The sequence below is a fragment of the Shewanella sp. genome, from assembly GCF_041630135.1.
Classification (GTDB): Bacteria; Pseudomonadota; Gammaproteobacteria; order Enterobacterales; family Shewanellaceae; genus Shewanella.
The window spans coordinates 1-14,771 of the sequence record NZ_JBFKLW010000050.1 but is presented as its reverse complement, the minus strand read 5'-3'; the positions used below and the strand labels follow the sequence as shown (position 1 = coordinate 14,771).

12 protein-coding genes and 5 tRNA genes are annotated in these 14,771 nt (G+C 53.5%); 9 read left to right on the top strand and 8 right to left on the bottom strand.

The features are described from left to right. Nucleotides 1–85: 85 nt before the first annotated feature. Nucleotides 86–2,665, bottom strand: a complete 2,580-nt coding sequence (gene leuS, locus ABYK60_RS13425; protein ID WP_372872529.1) for a leucine--tRNA ligase — start codon at nt 2,663–2,665, stop codon at nt 86–88. A gap of 119 nt (nt 2,666–2,784) precedes the next feature. Here leuS and ABYK60_RS13420 point away from each other — a divergent pair, with 119 nt between their 5' ends. Further along, the gene (locus ABYK60_RS13420; RefSeq protein ID WP_372872528.1) at nt 2,785–3,285 is read left to right on the top strand and encodes a zinc ribbon-containing protein; all 501 of its coding nucleotides are present in this window, start codon (nt 2,785–2,787) and stop codon (nt 3,283–3,285) included. 41 nt (nt 3,286–3,326) lie between these two features. Here the strand turns inward: ABYK60_RS13420 and ABYK60_RS13415 are convergent, their stop codons facing one another. From ABYK60_RS13415 to ABYK60_RS13385, 7 genes are all read right to left on the bottom strand, one after another. Beyond that, nucleotides 3,327–4,565, bottom strand: coding sequence for an EAL domain-containing protein (locus ABYK60_RS13415; protein WP_372872527.1), 1,239 nt, complete (start codon nt 4,563–4,565; stop codon nt 3,327–3,329). 97 nt (nt 4,566–4,662) lie between these two features. After that, the gene (lnt, locus tag ABYK60_RS13410; RefSeq protein WP_372872526.1) at nt 4,663–6,189 is read right to left on the bottom strand and encodes an apolipoprotein N-acyltransferase; all 1,527 of its coding nucleotides are present in this window, start codon (nt 6,187–6,189) and stop codon (nt 4,663–4,665) included. 75 nt (nt 6,190–6,264) lie between these two features. Next, a complete protein-coding gene (gene corC / locus ABYK60_RS13405) occupies nt 6,265–7,143 on the bottom strand; it encodes a CNNM family magnesium/cobalt transport protein CorC (protein WP_372872525.1) in 879 nt (292 codons plus the stop codon). Between the two features lie 28 nt (nt 7,144–7,171). Beyond that, nucleotides 7,172–7,633: an rRNA maturation RNase YbeY gene (ybeY, locus tag ABYK60_RS13400; RefSeq protein WP_372872524.1), complete on the bottom strand. Its 462-nt coding sequence runs from the start codon at nt 7,631–7,633 to the stop codon at nt 7,172–7,174. Further along, complete coding sequence (locus ABYK60_RS13395) at nt 7,623–8,699, bottom strand: PhoH family protein (RefSeq protein WP_372872523.1); 1,077 nt, start codon at nt 8,697–8,699, stop codon at nt 7,623–7,625. The genes ybeY and ABYK60_RS13395 overlap by 11 nt, the downstream gene beginning before the upstream one ends. A gap of 147 nt (nt 8,700–8,846) precedes the next feature. Next, nucleotides 8,847–10,271, bottom strand: a complete 1,425-nt coding sequence (gene miaB / locus ABYK60_RS13390) for a tRNA (N6-isopentenyl adenosine(37)-C2)-methylthiotransferase MiaB (RefSeq protein ID WP_372872522.1) — start codon at nt 10,269–10,271, stop codon at nt 8,847–8,849. 244 nt (nt 10,272–10,515) lie between these two features. Next, nucleotides 10,516–10,827 carry a hypothetical protein gene (locus ABYK60_RS13385; protein WP_372872521.1) on the bottom strand — a complete coding sequence of 104 codons (312 nt, stop codon included), beginning with the start codon at nt 10,825–10,827 and terminating at the stop codon, nt 10,516–10,518. A gap of 120 nt (nt 10,828–10,947) precedes the next feature. Between ABYK60_RS13385 and ABYK60_RS13380 the strand changes: the two genes are divergently transcribed. The 8 genes from ABYK60_RS13380 to ABYK60_RS13345 all read left to right on the top strand — a co-directional run bounded on the left by ABYK60_RS13380 (nt 10,948) and on the right by ABYK60_RS13345 (nt 14,760). Beyond that, complete coding sequence (locus ABYK60_RS13380) at nt 10,948–12,198, top strand: FAD-dependent monooxygenase (protein ID WP_372872520.1); 1,251 nt, start codon at nt 10,948–10,950, stop codon at nt 12,196–12,198. Between the two features lie 194 nt (nt 12,199–12,392). Then, a complete protein-coding gene (pth, locus tag ABYK60_RS13375; RefSeq protein ID WP_372872519.1) occupies nt 12,393–12,980 on the top strand; it encodes an aminoacyl-tRNA hydrolase in 588 nt (195 codons plus the stop codon). A gap of 39 nt (nt 12,981–13,019) precedes the next feature. Then, nucleotides 13,020–14,111, top strand: a complete 1,092-nt coding sequence (gene ychF, locus ABYK60_RS13370; protein ID WP_372872518.1) for a redox-regulated ATPase YchF — start codon at nt 13,020–13,022, stop codon at nt 14,109–14,111. A gap of 174 nt (nt 14,112–14,285) precedes the next feature. Next, nucleotides 14,286–14,362: transfer RNA gene (locus tag ABYK60_RS13365), tRNA-Met, on the top strand. A gap of 29 nt (nt 14,363–14,391) precedes the next feature. Continuing rightward, nucleotides 14,392–14,476, top strand: a tRNA-Leu gene (locus tag ABYK60_RS13360). Between the two features lie 39 nt (nt 14,477–14,515). Next, nucleotides 14,516–14,590 (top strand) — tRNA-Gln (locus ABYK60_RS13355). Between the two features lie 17 nt (nt 14,591–14,607). Continuing rightward, nucleotides 14,608–14,682: transfer RNA gene (locus ABYK60_RS13350), tRNA-Gln, on the top strand. 1 nt (nt 14,683) lies between these two features. Beyond that, a tRNA-Met gene (locus tag ABYK60_RS13345) sits at nt 14,684–14,760 on the top strand. Nucleotides 14,761–14,771 lie beyond the last annotated feature (11 nt).

The following is a 14,771-nucleotide window of genomic DNA, read 5'->3' as shown; positions in this document are numbered from 1 at the left end:
GCGTAATGCTTATTCCTTGTATGTTAAGCGGAAAAACCCGCCGAGGCGGGTTTTCCTGGTGCCTTACAGTGTCGCAGGCAAGCCCTTAGTTGGCAACGATGTTGAGCAGTTTACCCGGCACGTAGATGACCTTGCGAACCGTCAGGCCATCAGTGTGCTTGGTGACGGCATCCTCAGCCAGACCCAAGGCTTCAACCTGTTCCTTGGTGGCATCGGCGGCAACGGTGAGCTTGGCGCGCACCTTACCGTTTACCTGCACCACGATGAGCTTGCTGTCTTCAACCAGTGCAGACTCGTCGGTGGCTGGCCAGCCCGCATCTTCGATGGCGCTGCTGTTACCCAGTTCACGCCACAGGTTGAAACACACGTGTGGAGCGATGGGGTACAACAGACGTACCACGGCGGACAGGGCTTCGTTCATCAGCGCCTTGTCTTGGGCAGACTCCAGCGACGCCTTTTGCAGATGGTTCATCAGCTCCATCACGGCGGCAACGGCGGTGTTGAACATCTGACGGCGACCCAGATCGTCGCTGACCTTGGCGATGGTTTTGTGCAGCTCACGGCGCAGGGTTTTCTGATCCGCATTGAGCGCTGATACATCCAGCGCTTCGGTGGCAGGCGCTGCACTGTACTCAGAGGCCAGCTTCCACAGACGCTTGATAAAGCGGTGCGCACCTTCCACACCGGATTCCTGCCATTCCAGGGTCAGTTCTGGTGGTGAGGCGAACATCATAAACAGACGCACAGTGTCGGCGCCGTATTTTTCCACCATCACCTGTGGGTCGATACCGTTGTTCTTGGACTTGGACATCTTGCTCATGCCGGTGTACACCAGCTCATGGCCTTCGGTGTCCACGGCCTTGATGATGCGGCCCTTGTCGTCTTTCTCAACCACGGTGACATCGAGGGGCGATACCCATACACGGGCGCCTTTCTCGTTGTTGTAGTAGAAGGCATCGGCCAGCACCATGCCCTGGGTCAGCAGACGCTTGGCGGGCTCGTTTGAGTTCACCAGGCCTGTGTCACGCAGCAGCTTATGGAAGAAGCGGAAATAGAGCAGGTGCATACAGGCATGCTCGATACCACCGATGTACTGATCCACTGGCAGCCAGTAGTTGGCTTTGGCTGGGTCAAGCATGGCATTGGCTTTGGGCGAGCAGTAGCGTGCGTAGTACCAGGATGATTCCATAAAGGTATCGAAGGTATCGGTTTCACGCAGGGCGTCCTGACCGTTCACCTGGGTCTTGGCCCACTCTTTGTCGGCCTTAATGGGGCTTTGCACGCCGTCCATCACCACGTCTTCCGGCAGAATAACCGGCAGCTGGTCTTCAGGGGTTGGCATTACTGTGCCATCTTCCAGCGTCACCATAGGGATAGGGGCGCCCCAGTAACGCTGACGGCTTACCCCCCAGTCACGCAGACGGAAGTTCACCTGACGCTTACCCTTGGCTTCGGCAGCCAGCTTTTCGGCAATGGCATTAAAGGCACCGTCAAAGTCCAGACCATCGAACTCTGCTGAGTTAAACAGTACGCCTTTTTCGGTGTAGGCGGCTTCAGAGATGTCCGCCTCGCCATCGGCAGGCTTAATCACAGCCTTGAGGGCCAGACCGTATTTCTTGGCAAATTCGTAGTCACGCTGGTCGTGGGCAGGAACCGACATCACGGCACCTGTGCCATAGTTCATCAGCACGAAGTTGGCGGCCCATACAGGCACTTCTTCGCCGGTCAGGGGGTGAATGGCGTACAGGCCCGTGGCCACGCCTTTTTTCTCCATGGTGGCAAGCTCGGCCTCAGAAGTGCCGCTTTGCTTGCACTCTTCCACGAAGGCGGCCAGCTCAGGATTGTTCAGCGCCGCTTTCTCGGCCAGCGGGTGACCGGCGGCAATCGCCACATAGGTCACGCCCATTACTGTGTCGGGGCGGGTGGTGTAAATGTCGAAGCTGTCGTCAGAATCTTTGACCGTGAAGGTCATCTCAACGCCTTCAGAGCGACCAATCCAGTTACGCTGCATGGTCTTAACCTGCTCAGGCCAGCCTTCGAGGGTGTCGATATCGTTGAGCAGTTCTTCGGCATAGGCGGTGATTTTGATAAACCACTGCGGAATTTCTTTTTGCTCAACCGGCGTGTCACAGCGCCAGCAGCAACCGTCCTGAACCTGCTCGTTGGCGAGAACAGTCTGGTCGTTTGGACACCAGTTCACCGCGGAAGTTTTCTTGTAAACCAGCCCTTTTTCGTACAGCTTGGTGAAGAACCACTGTTCCCAGCGATAGTATTCCGGGGTACAGGTGGCGATTTCACGGCTCCAGTCGTAACCAAAGCCCAGCATTTTCAGCTGGTTTTTCATGTAATCGATGTTTTCATAGGTCCAGGGAGCCGGTGCTGTGGCATTTTTGATGGCCGCGTTTTCAGCGGGCAGGCCGAAAGCATCCCAACCAATGGGCTGAAGGACATTCTTGCCCTGCAGACGCTGGAAACGGGCAACTACATCACCTATGGTGTAATTACGCACGTGACCCATGTGCAGCCTGCCGGAAGGATAGGGGAACATGGAGAGACAGTAGAACTTCTCTTTGGCAGGATCTTCAGTAACTTCAAAGGTTTTGTTTTCGGCCCAGTACTTTTGTACCTCGGCTTCGATTTCTGAGTGGATGTATTGCTCTTGCATCAATTTTTCCGGCATTGCCGCCTGTTTGTTTGATCACGCGCTTGGTCTGCGCTGCGGGATCTGCATAGAATAAACCAGAAGCGGTTCATTAAAAAGGTTCCCTTGAAGGAGTATTGACGATGACGACCAGAAGCACAGTTTTACTGGCCCTGTATCAGGATCTTACAAAAGATTTGGCAACCCACTTTGAGGCAAATCCGGAACTGAACGCCAAAAACCTTTACCGGTTGATGACCTCAGGTGATGCATTTGGCAGGTTAAAGGCGCAGGCCGATGAGGAAGAGCTGGCGCTGGCGCTGGAATTTCTGAAGCGGGATATTGCTACCTTTTTGCAGGAAAAGAATCAGAATGTACTTTCCCATAGTCCCTCTTTTATTGCACTTGAAAACACGCTTTGGCATTGGCTTGCTGAAATTACTGACCGCAGCCAGGTGGAGTGGCATGAGTTGGCGCAGGACTTCAAGCATCATGGTTATTATCAGAGCGGTGAAATAATCAGTCAGGGGCGGATGGTATGCACCAGCTGCGGCCATGGTATGGATATCGAGTTCCCGTCGCTGGTGCCCGATTGCCCCGAGTGTGACAATGATGAGTTCATTCGTGAGCCGCTGACTCCCTGATGACAGGCCGATTGCGCCCGGTCAGCAGCTAGCTGCCGGGCTCATTTGTTTTTCCGTGTGGCATTGATATGCACTACTTTGGGGTGACCGAATTGTCGCTGCCAGCTTCTGAACCAGGCACTCAGGGTTTCCAGTGGCCTTGGCATACTGATGAGATATCCCTGTAATATCAATTGCGGGTACCTTTCCATTAAAAACTTCAGTTCGTTGAAGTGCTCCACACCTTCGGCGATAAGGTTAATGTTGAGTTGCTGCGCAATATCGGCCAGACCATTAACCACGGCCTGGCAAAAGCTGTCCCTGTGAATGTTTATCACCAGCGACCTGTCAATTTTGACTTCTGTGTATGGCAAACTGCGCAGTTGATTGATATTGGTAAAGCCCGTGCCAAAGTCGTCAAGTGACAGGCCAAAACCTCTTAATCTCAAGCGGTTTAAACACTCAAGTTGTTGATTGCTTTGAATTGACCTCTCTTCTGTCAGTTCTAGAATGAGCTCATTATTTTCAAAGCCTTTGTCTTGCCATATGGCTTCAATTGAATCTGCCAGATAGGTATTTTCCAGCTCTTGGGGGCATAAATTTACGCTGAGTTTCACATGTGCACCAAGGAGACTTTTGATTTGGCTGAAATCTTGCGTCGCAAGTTCCAGCACTTGAGCTGAAAGTTTGGGTAGCATGCCAGCTTCAAACACGGCGGGGAGAAATCGGCAAGGGCGCACGGCATTGACTTCTTTTGGTATTTTGAGCCGTACCAGTGCCTCGACACTCTCAACCTTCATGGTTGCGAAATTGACTTTGGGTTGGTAATAGGGGACGACCCAGCCCCTGTCAAAAGCTTCGCAAATTTGGCTTAAATCCAGTTGGTTGTCATCGAAGCTAGTGCTCGCTAACAGTTCATCAGCTTTTTCAACCAAAGCCGAAATGTCGTCAAGTTGAATGGGTTTACTGATACAGCCGATGAGTCGCAGATGGTGATTGCGAGCTATTTCGGCGGCCAAATGAATGATACGGCTGTCCATTTCTGAAATGATAGCCACAGCACCGGCATAGTTGAGTTCGCCTAATCGGCGTAATACCTCCAGACCGTCGATAGTTGGCATTCGCAGGTCCGTTAATACCATGTAGATATCGTTGGGATTTGTGCCTATCAAATCCAATGCTTTAAAGGCTGAGGTCAGGGTGGTGATTTTCACGAAGCCCATGCGGCCCAACATGGTCTTCATAACCATTAAGATGGCTTCGGAGTCATCGATGATGACGATATGCTTGTTGGCAAACATGTCCCTGTTTCTCCGGCTACGGGTACTCCTTTCCTAAGCCTAGGAAAGGATCCCTGAAACACCAAAAAAACAGGTGGCCTCATGTGAAATTAAATATTCAGGATGCTCTTTGTCGATTGAGCAGAGCCAAGATGAACAGTAAAGCACACAGAGTTTGTACCGGGATATGGCCCCATTGTGCAAACCAGGTTTCTCCCGAAACCAGCGCTATGCTGGCGTTAAGCACAGCAGTTTCGAATTGCGGCAGGCTGGCGGTTATCTGGCCTTTCTCATCAACAACTGCCGTGACCCCGTTATTGGTTGAGCGAATGAGTGGCCGCCCCAGTTCGGCTGAGCGCATTCTGGCAATTTCCATATGTTGCAGCGGGCCATTGGACGTACCGAACCATGCGTCGTTGGAGACTGTAAGTAACAGATCGGTATCCGGCGTAACGTTTAACCTCAGTTGTTCCGGAAAAGCGATTTCATAGCAAATTGCCGGAGCAAGAGAAAAGCCTGTCGCCTTAAGATTTGGCTGTTGATAATCCCCCCGATTAAATGATGACATGGGAAGGTTAAAGAAGGGAGCCAAGGGGCGCAGCAGTGACTCAAAGGGGACAAACTCGCCGATGGGTAACAGGTGGTGTTTGCGAAATTCATTGCCACCGCCACTGAGATAATCCGGGCTGTCTTGATGCTTGGCGTTATGATTGCCCAGCACTATCAGTGAGTTATACCACCGCTGATTTTGGCGACTGATAATGCCGGTGATAATGGCGCTATCGTTCAGATTGGCCACCCGATTGGCATTGTCTAGAAAATCTTCAACCATGTGCTCGGGGGCGGGAATGGCGGCTTCAGGCCACAGAATAATATCGGCATCCAGATGCGGGCGGCTCAAATCCATATATTTAAGCATGGTGGGCCAGAGTTGCTCTGGTTGCCATTTCATACTTTGTGCCACATTACCCTGCACCAAAGCCACTTTTACCGTGTCGCCATTACGTGCAACAGTGGACGAAACATCGGCCCAATACACTGACAGGCTCAGTGAAGGCAGCAGGAATAACAGTGAAGCGGGGCGTCGATGAAAAAGTAAGCTTATCGCACCGGCCAGCATGATTACCAACAGGCCAATCCCCTGCACGCCGATGACCTGGGCGAGTGGCAATAAGGGGCCGTCGGTTTGACTGTAACCTGCCCACAGCCAGGGGAAACCTGTGAGCATCCAGCCGCGTAAAAATTCCGTTAAGATCCACAGCGCCGGAAACAGGCCGAGCAGATTAAAGCCCTGGTGTGTGCCTTTAAATCGGGCAAACAAGGTGCCGGCCAGGGCGGGGTAAAGCGCCAGATACAGCGCCAGCAGCCCCATCAATGTCAGCGACACCACAAGCGGTAAGCCGCCGAACTGGTCGATGCTGACATGCACCCAGCTGATGCCAAACACAAAGGCGCCAAAGCCAAAACTGAGCCAATGCCAGAAGGCCGCCTTGGGGCCATGGTCTCTGCCAAGCAGTAGGGTAAAGGCAATGGCGAGGGGGTAAATCGGCCAGAGGGCGTAAGGGGCAAAGGCCAAAGAAGTAGAAGCCCCTGCCAAAAAGGCAAGGGCTGCACTGAGTCGACGTGAGTCGGTGATTCGGTTCATCCAATCCACTTGTTGCTATCTTTCCCGGTAAGCGGGGCCATCAAACCGCATTTCCTGGTGATGGCCCGTTGAGGATCAGCCTTCCTGGGCTTCCAGCTGCTCGGCGTCCGGAAACTTTACCCTGAGTTGGATAAGTCTGCGGGTGTCGGCGCTGATAACCTTGAATTCGATGCCGTCGATGCTGATAAGCTCGTTACGCTCAGGCAGGTGGCCAAAGGCGTGAGCGACCATGCCGCCAACGGTATCAAACTCTTCATCAGAAAAGTTGGTGTTGAATTCTTCGTTGAAATCCTCGATGGGGGTTAACGCCTTCACCATATAAACAGTGTTGTTAACCTTGCGGATTTCGGTTTCTTCCACGCTGTCGTGATCGAATTCATCTTCGATTTCGCCAACGATTTCTTCAAGGATATCCTCGATGGTTACCAGCCCGGATACGCCGCCGTATTCATCCACGACTATGGCCATATGGTAACGCTGTGAGCGAAATTCTTTAAGGAGTACATCCACCCGTTTGCTTTCTGGCACCACGACAGCCGGGCGAATAACCTTTTCCAGAGCGAAGGGCTCGTCGCTGTTGTTGAAGCCGTATTGGAGCAGATCCTTGGCCAGCAGAATGCCTTCGATATGGTCTTTATCGTCGTTGACCACAGGGAAGCGGGAGTGAGCCGAACTGATAACGGTTGCCAGCAGTTCTTCGACAGTGCTGTCGATTTTTATGGCCACAATCTGGGCGCGGGGGATCATGATGTCACGTACCCGCAGGTCCGAGACTTCCAGTACACCCTGGATCATTTCCCGGGTGTCTTCGGTGATGAGGTCGCGTTGCTCGGCATCGTGGATCACTTCCACCAGATCGTCACGATTTTGAGGTTCGCCCTGGAATAACTGACTAACGCGTTCAAACCAGCCTTTCTTTTGGGCGTTGCTACTCGGGGGTATGTCGTCACTCATAGTGATTTCACGGCTTTTGATAAGCCGATTATTGCTCCTTATAGGGATCGGGATAACCAAGGCCGGTTATGAGTGTCGTTTCCAACGACTCCATCTCTTCAGCCTCGGCGTCTTCAATATGGTCATAACCTAGCAGATGCAGGCAACCATGTACAACCATGTGAGCCCAGTGGGCCTCCAGGGCCTTTTGTTGCTCAACGGACTCATTTTCAACGACGGACGCACAAATAACAAGATCCCCAAGCAGAGGCAACTCGATTCCGGGGGGCGCCTCAAAGGGAAATGACAGCACATTGGTCGGCTTGTCCTTACCACGGTAATCGTGATTCAGCTGCTGGCTTTCGCTGGCGTCCACAATGCGAATGGTCAGCTCGGCTTCATCCAGGGTATTGCCAAGCGCGACCCGTACCCAGGTCTCAAACTGAGCCGGGGTGGGCAAATTGTCCGGTTTTACGACATATTGCAGGTCGAGAGCCAAATCAAGCGCCATGCTCTTGCCCCTCTTTTACCTCGGCAGCCGGAGCAGCGTCATCGCCCAGACGGTACTGGCTGTCGTGGCGGCCTTTGCTTGCCTGCTGTTTGGCTTCGAACTCTTCGTAGGCCTCAACGATACGGGCAACCACGGGGTGGCGCACCACGTCTTTGGACTGGAAGAAGTTAAAGCTGATTTCGTCCACATCGCCCAGCACTTCAATGGCGTGGCGCAGACCGGACTTCTGATGCTTGGGCAGGTCAATCTGGGTGATATCACCCGTGATCACTGCCTTGGAGTTAAAACCGATGCGGGTGAGGAACATCTTCATCTGCTCCACAGTGGTGTTTTGGCTCTCGTCCAGAATAATAAAGGCATCGTTGAGGGTGCGGCCACGCATATAGGCCAGCGGCGCAATTTCAATTACGCTGCGCTCAATCAGACGTTCCACCTTCTCAAAGCCGAGCATTTCAAACAGCGCATCGTAAAGAGGGCGCAGGTAAGGATCGACCTTTTGGCTGAGATCTCCCGGCAAAAAGCCCAGTTTCTCACCGGCTTCCACCGCAGGGCGGGTCAGCAGAATGCGGCGGATTTCCTGACGCTCCAGCGCATCCACGGCGGCGGCAACGGCAAGGTAGGTTTTACCTGTACCGGCGGGGCCAATACCAAAGGTAATGTCGTGGCGCACTATGTTGACCACGTACTGGCTTTGGTTGGGGTTACGGGGCTTAATCACGCCTCGGCGGGTCTTGATGTAGTGCTCTTTCTGATCCTCGTGCTCGGTTTCGGCTTCAAGGGCGATAGCCTCCTGAATGGCGATATGCACTTGATCAGGCTCCAAATCCGGCGTGCTGCCTTTCACCGGTGCGGTTTCCACGTACAGGGATTTGAGCAGGTTATTGGCGGTCAGGCAGTTGCGCGGTTGACCTACAATCTGGAAATGGTTGTTGCGATAGCTGATCTCTACGCCGATGCGGCGCTCCAGCTGCTTGATATTGTCATCAAAGGGGCCACAGAGGGATGCCAGACGGCGGCTGTCTGCCGGCTCCAGATACAGGTTCATGGTGGTGAGTTTACTGGCCAATCAATACTCCGGCGTCAATATCCATACAGTTGAGCAAATGCCCAACGCCATAAGCTGAAATATACTGCGTTTCGCGGCTGTGATGCAAAGCAGTATGGGCTTAAAACGGTAAGGGCGACCCGAGTCGCCCTTATGTATTCTTTGCCATCAAGGCTGGAATTTGGTCACGCCCAGATCATCGGCTTTCTGGTGTTTGGCAAGAATGTCCTCTGGGCGCAGGCTCTTGCGCAGGTCCATTTCGTCTTCACCGCGGATAAACTTGCCGCGCAGTGAGTTGGGGAACACGTCCACAATTTCCACATCCACGAAGGTGCCTATGTGCTTGTGCAGGCCTTCGAAGTTCACCACCCGGTTGGTTTCGGTGCGGCCGCGCAGCTCCATCGGGTTTTTCACTGAGGGACCTTCCACCAGAATGCGCTGCACTGTGCCCATCATCTGACGGCTGTAGCGCATGGCCTGCTGGTTGATAAGCTCCTGCAAATCAGCCAGGCGCTGCTTTTTCTCTTCCATATCCACGTCGTCCGGCAGATCGGCCGCCGGAGTACCCGGGCGGGCACTGTAGATAAAGCTGAAGCTCATGTCGAAGTTCACGTCTTCAATCAGCTTCATGGTGTCCTGGAAGTCCTGGGCGGTTTCGCCGGGGAAGCCCACGATAAAATCAGAGCTGATTTGAATATCCGGACGGGCCTTGTGCAGGCGGCGGATAATCGACTTGTATTCAATGGCCATATGGCCGCGCTTCATGGCGGTCAGAATGCGGTCAGAACCCGACTGCACCGGCAGGTGCAGGAAGCTCACCAGCTCTGGGGTATCTTCGTAAACGTCGATGATATCCTGAGTAAATTCAATGGGGTGGCTGGTGGTAAAGCGCAGGCGGTCGATACCGTCGATGGCGGCAACATAACGCAGCAGCTCGGCGAAGGTACAGATTTCACCGTCATGCTTGGCACCGCGGTAGGCGTTTACGTTCTGACCGAGCAGGTTCACTTCGCGCACGCCTTGCTCGGCGAGCTGGGCGATTTCGAGGATGATGTCATCCATCGGACGGCTCACTTCTTCACCGCGGGTGTAAGGCACCACGCAGAAAGAGCAGTACTTGCTGCAACCTTCCATGATGGAGACAAATGCGGTCGGGCCTTCGGCGCGGGGTTCCGGCAGACGGTCAAACTTCTCGATTTCCGGGAAGGACACGTCAATCACCGCTTTTTCGCCGCTGCGAACCTGGTCAATCATTTCCGGCAGACGGTGCAGTGTCTGCGGGCCAAAGATGATGTCCACGCACTGGGCGCGGTCTTTGATGGCCTTGCCTTCCTGAGACGCCACGCAGCCGCCGACGCCGATAATCAGATCGGGATTCTTGTCTTTCAGGGTTTTCCAGCGACCCAGCTGATGAAACACCTTCTCCTGCGCCTTCTCACGAATTGAGCAGGTGTTCAGCAGCAGGATGTCTGCTTCCTCGGCCTCTTCGGTCAAGGTGTAGCCCTGATATTCGCCCAGCAAATCAGCCATCTTGGATGAGTCGTACTCATTCATCTGACAGCCCCAGGTTTTGATATGGAGTTTTTTACTCATCAGTTTGCGTCGCTCTTGGAACCACATAAAAAATAGCGCGACATTTTACCCATTGATACCCCCTGTGGCTAGGGTGTGAGGGCATTTATTCGGGTGTTTTTTATCCGCGGCAAGTCCGGTGGGGCAAAGCCCACAAGCCAATTAGGGACATAGCACCCGCTGGCAATATGCCCTTTAATCGCCGACCGGGCTTTTTGCTGGTGACCTGCAGCCAGGTGACAGGCAAACGCAGCTGAGCCCCTGTTTACTGTGGGGCTGTCATCAGTCGGATAGGTTTGGTTGCTAAAGACAAGTCCGATGAGATGGGAGCTTGTGCCAAAGAAAACATGGCGTTGAAGGCATTGGCCATCTCATTGAGTTGTTCGTGGGCATCAATGCGGATGCTTTCGCCATGCTCTGCATGAAACACGCCCAACATTTCCGCCTTTTGTTGATATAAGGCATAATCCAGCGGGCTTCGGTAGACTACAGTCATGACTTCCATGGCAGATGCATTCGCGGGGAATGTTACGGCGGCAGTAGCTGCAATGGCAGCGAACAGAATCAGTGTTTTCATTGGTACGCTCCGACATTTGCTGTGATGTTAATAGTGAGACAGACCCAGTGTAGACTTGGGTTTAATGTCACTCTGTTGCCCTTTGTAAGCAGGTGTGGCTAAAGCGGGTTTCAGAAACAAATGCATACGCTTGTGAGCAGGAATTTACATAATGCAGAGGAGCGGGATTTGACAGCCTTGATTGAGCAGGATGTTGTTGTCATTGGTGGTGGTATGGTTGGCGCAGCGGTGGCTGCAGGTCTCGCCGGTGTTGGGTTGAATGTGACTCTGGTCGAATCCCACTTGCCCGAGGCATTTGATGCGGCACAGCCGCTGGATGTGCGGGTATCTGCGCTCAGTGTTGCCAGTGAAAAGCTGCTTGAGCAGCTGGGAGCCTGGGCAGGGATCCCGGCACGTCGCTGTGTACCTTATCTGGGGCTGGAAACCTGGGAGCTTGAAGGTTTTATCACCCGTTTTCATGCCAGCCAAATCGGCGCATCCCATCTTGGCCATATCGTTGAAAACAGGGTGGTGCAGCTCGCTATCTGGGATGTATTCGACCGGCTGGATAGCTTAACCGTGAAAGCCCCCGCCAGGGTTGCGAGCTACCAGCGAGTCAGCGAAGCTGAGCTTGAGGGCGGTGCCATTGATGTGCATCTGGACTCTGGTGACTGTATCCGGGCGCGATTGCTGGTGGGGGCTGATGGCGCCAACTCCCAGGTGCGCAGCTTTGCCAATATCGGGCTGACCGGTTGGGACTATGCACAGTCGGCGATGCTGATTAACATTGCCACTGACTGTGAGCAGCAGGATGTGACCTGGCAGCAGTTTACCCCCCAAGGGCCGCGCTCCTTGCTGCCGCTGCCCGGCAAACATGCCTCTTTGGTGTGGTACGACGATGCCGGTAAGATTGCCGCGCTCGCCAAGCTGTCCAATAAAGAATTGGCCGAGGCTATTCGGCAGCATTTCCCGTCACGGCTCGCCCCTGAGTTTGAAGTGTTGGACAAGGGCCATTTCAAGCTGACCCGCCGCCATGCCCAGCGCTATTTTGATCCTAATCTGGTGCTGCTCGGTGATGCGGCCCACACCATCAATCCGTTGGCGGGGCAGGGAGTGAATCTCGGCTTTAAAGATGTGGCAGTGCTTGTTGAGGAAATTCGCGCAGCCAAGCATACAGCTGAGCCTTGGTTTGCTGAGTCCGTGTTGTCTCGCTATCAGCAAAAACGCTGGCGTGACAATCAGTTGATGATGTCCACCATGGATGCTTTTTACGCTTCGTTCAGCAATGATTTGCTGCCGCTTAAGCTTATTCGCAACGCGGCGCTGAAACTTGCCAATGTGGACAGCCCCATTAAGCGTGAAGTGCTCAAGTACGCCATGGGCCTGAAGTAACTCATCGCCATGTCGGATTTGGCGCCTGCGGGCGCCTTTTGCTTTTCAGGCCTCCATATCTGGCCCCGGCGTTATTTGTTGAGCCTTTTATTTGTTGGGGCGTGCAATTGGGTGTTAAAATGCGCCGTTTTCAACACCAGTGCCCGATTTCTGGCCTAGCCTGAAACGGGTGCGGGACAAGAGTTCTGTTATCCATGTGCGATATTAAACTGATTGTGGGCCTGGCCAATCCTGGGGCTGAATATGCCCAAACCCGCCATAATGCGGGTGCCTGGTATGTGGAAGAGTTGGCCCGCATCACCAATGTAAGCCTGGCGCCAGACCCCAAGTATTTCGGTTTAACGGCAAGGGCGATTTTGTGTGGCAAGGATGTGCGGCTGCTTATTCCGTCTACCTTCATGAATTTGAGTGGAAAGTCGGTGGCGGCGCTGGCCAATTTCTTTCGCATTGAACCGGAGCAAATTCTGGTGGCTCACGATGAGCTGGATATGGATCCCGGTGTGGCCAAGTTTAAGCTTGGCGGTGGTCATGGCGGTCACAATGGCCTGAAAGACATTATCGCCAAGATGGCTAACAACAAAAATTTCTATCGTTTGCGGATTGGTATTGGCCATCCCGGCGACAAGAACAAGGTCAGTGGTTATGTGCTGGGCAAGGCGCCGGCAACCGAGCAGGGGCGGATGAATGCCGCAATAGATGAGGCGGTTCGTGCCACTGAAATCCTGTTCAAAGAAGATATGACCAAGGCGATGCACAGGCTGCATAGCTTTAAGGCCGAATAATTCAGTTACGCTGCAACAGTTAAGAAAAGGGTTAATTTTATGGGTTTTAAATGCGGGATCGTTGGTCTGCCCAACGTTGGTAAATCAACGCTCTTCAACGCGCTGACCAAGGCTGGTATCGAAGCGGCAAACTTTCCATTTTGTACCATCGAACCAAACACCGGCGTAGTGCCTATGCCAGATCCGCGTCTGGATCAGCTGGCAGCCATTGTTAACCCTGAGCGCGTTATTCCAACGTCCATGGAGTTTGTGGACATCGCCGGTCTGGTTGCCGGCGCTTCCAAGGGCGAAGGCCTTGGCAACAAATTCCTGGCCAACATCCGTGAAACCGAAGCTATCGGCCACGTGGTGCGCTGCTTCGAAAATGAGAACATTGTCCACGTGGCCAACCGCGTGGATCCGGCCGGTGACATTGAAGTGATCAACACAGAGCTGGCACTGGCGGACCTTGACAGCGTTGAGCGCGCCATTGTGCGTCAGCAAAAGCGTGCCAAGGGCGGCGACAAAGACGCCAAGTTTGAAGTGGAAGTACTTGAAAAGCTGCGTCCGACGCTGGATGAAGGCAAGATGCTGCGCTCGCTGGAACTGTCCAAGGAAGAACTGGCAGCCGTGGCTTACCTGAACCTGCTGACCCTGAAGCCGACCATGTACATCGCCAACGTGTCGGAAGACGGTTTTGAGAACAATCCGCATCTGGATGCGGTACGCGCCATCGCCGCCAAAGAAAACGCCGTGGTTGTGCCTGTGTGCGCTGCCATTGAGTCAGAACTGGCCGAGATGGACGTGGAAGAGCGTGATGAGTTTATGGCTGACCTTGGTCTGACCGAGCCTGGCCTTGATCGCGTGATCCGCGCCGGTTATGAGCTGCTCAACCTGCAAACCTACTTTACCGCCGGCGTGAAAGAAGTGCGTGCCTGGACAGTGTCTGTGGGTGCAAGCGCCCCGCAGGCTGCCGGTAAAATTCATACTGATTTCGAGCGTGGTTTTATCCGTGCCCAGGTGATTTCCTTCGACGACTTTATCGCCTACAAGGGTGAGCAGGGCGCCAAAGAAGCCGGAAAGATGCGCGTGGAAGGCAAGACCTACATAGTTAAAGACGGCGATGTGATGCACTTCCTGTTCAACGTCTAAGCTATTGGTCAGGCGGGCAACAGGCTTTTTTGCTTATCTGTTGCCCGCTTTGATGAAGGATTAGGCGAACGGTATCTTTGGGGTGAAATGTGCTAAAAAAGCTGTTGACCTGTCTTCGGTGAATCAGCATAATACGCCCCGTTCCTCGCCAAGAGGGATGCGAGAAATCGTAGTGGCTATGTAGCTCAGCTGGTTAGAGCACAGCACTCATAATGCTGGGGTCGCAGGTTCAAGTCCCGCCATAGCTACCATCTTCTCAGGATGTAAAATTGAGATCGGAGCGGGAGTGGTGAAATTGGTAGACACGCCAGATTTAGGTTCTGGTGCCGCAAGGTGTGAGAGTTCAAGTCTCTCCTCCCGTACCATGAACTAAGCTTTCGCTTAGTTGGAGAAGTAAGTGCTGTTGGGGTGTCGCCAAGCGGTAAGGCACCGGGTTTTGATCCCGGCATACCTAGGTTCGAATCCTAGCACCCCAGCCATCTCCTCCCTCAAAAATTGGGGTGTCGCCAAGCGGTAAGGCACCGGGTTTTGATCCCGGCATACCTAGGTTCGAATCCTAGCACCCCAGCCATGGCTACGTAGCTCAGCTGGTTAGAGCACAGCACTCATAATGCTGGGGTCGCAGGTTCAAGTCCCGCCATAGCTACCATCTTCTCAGGA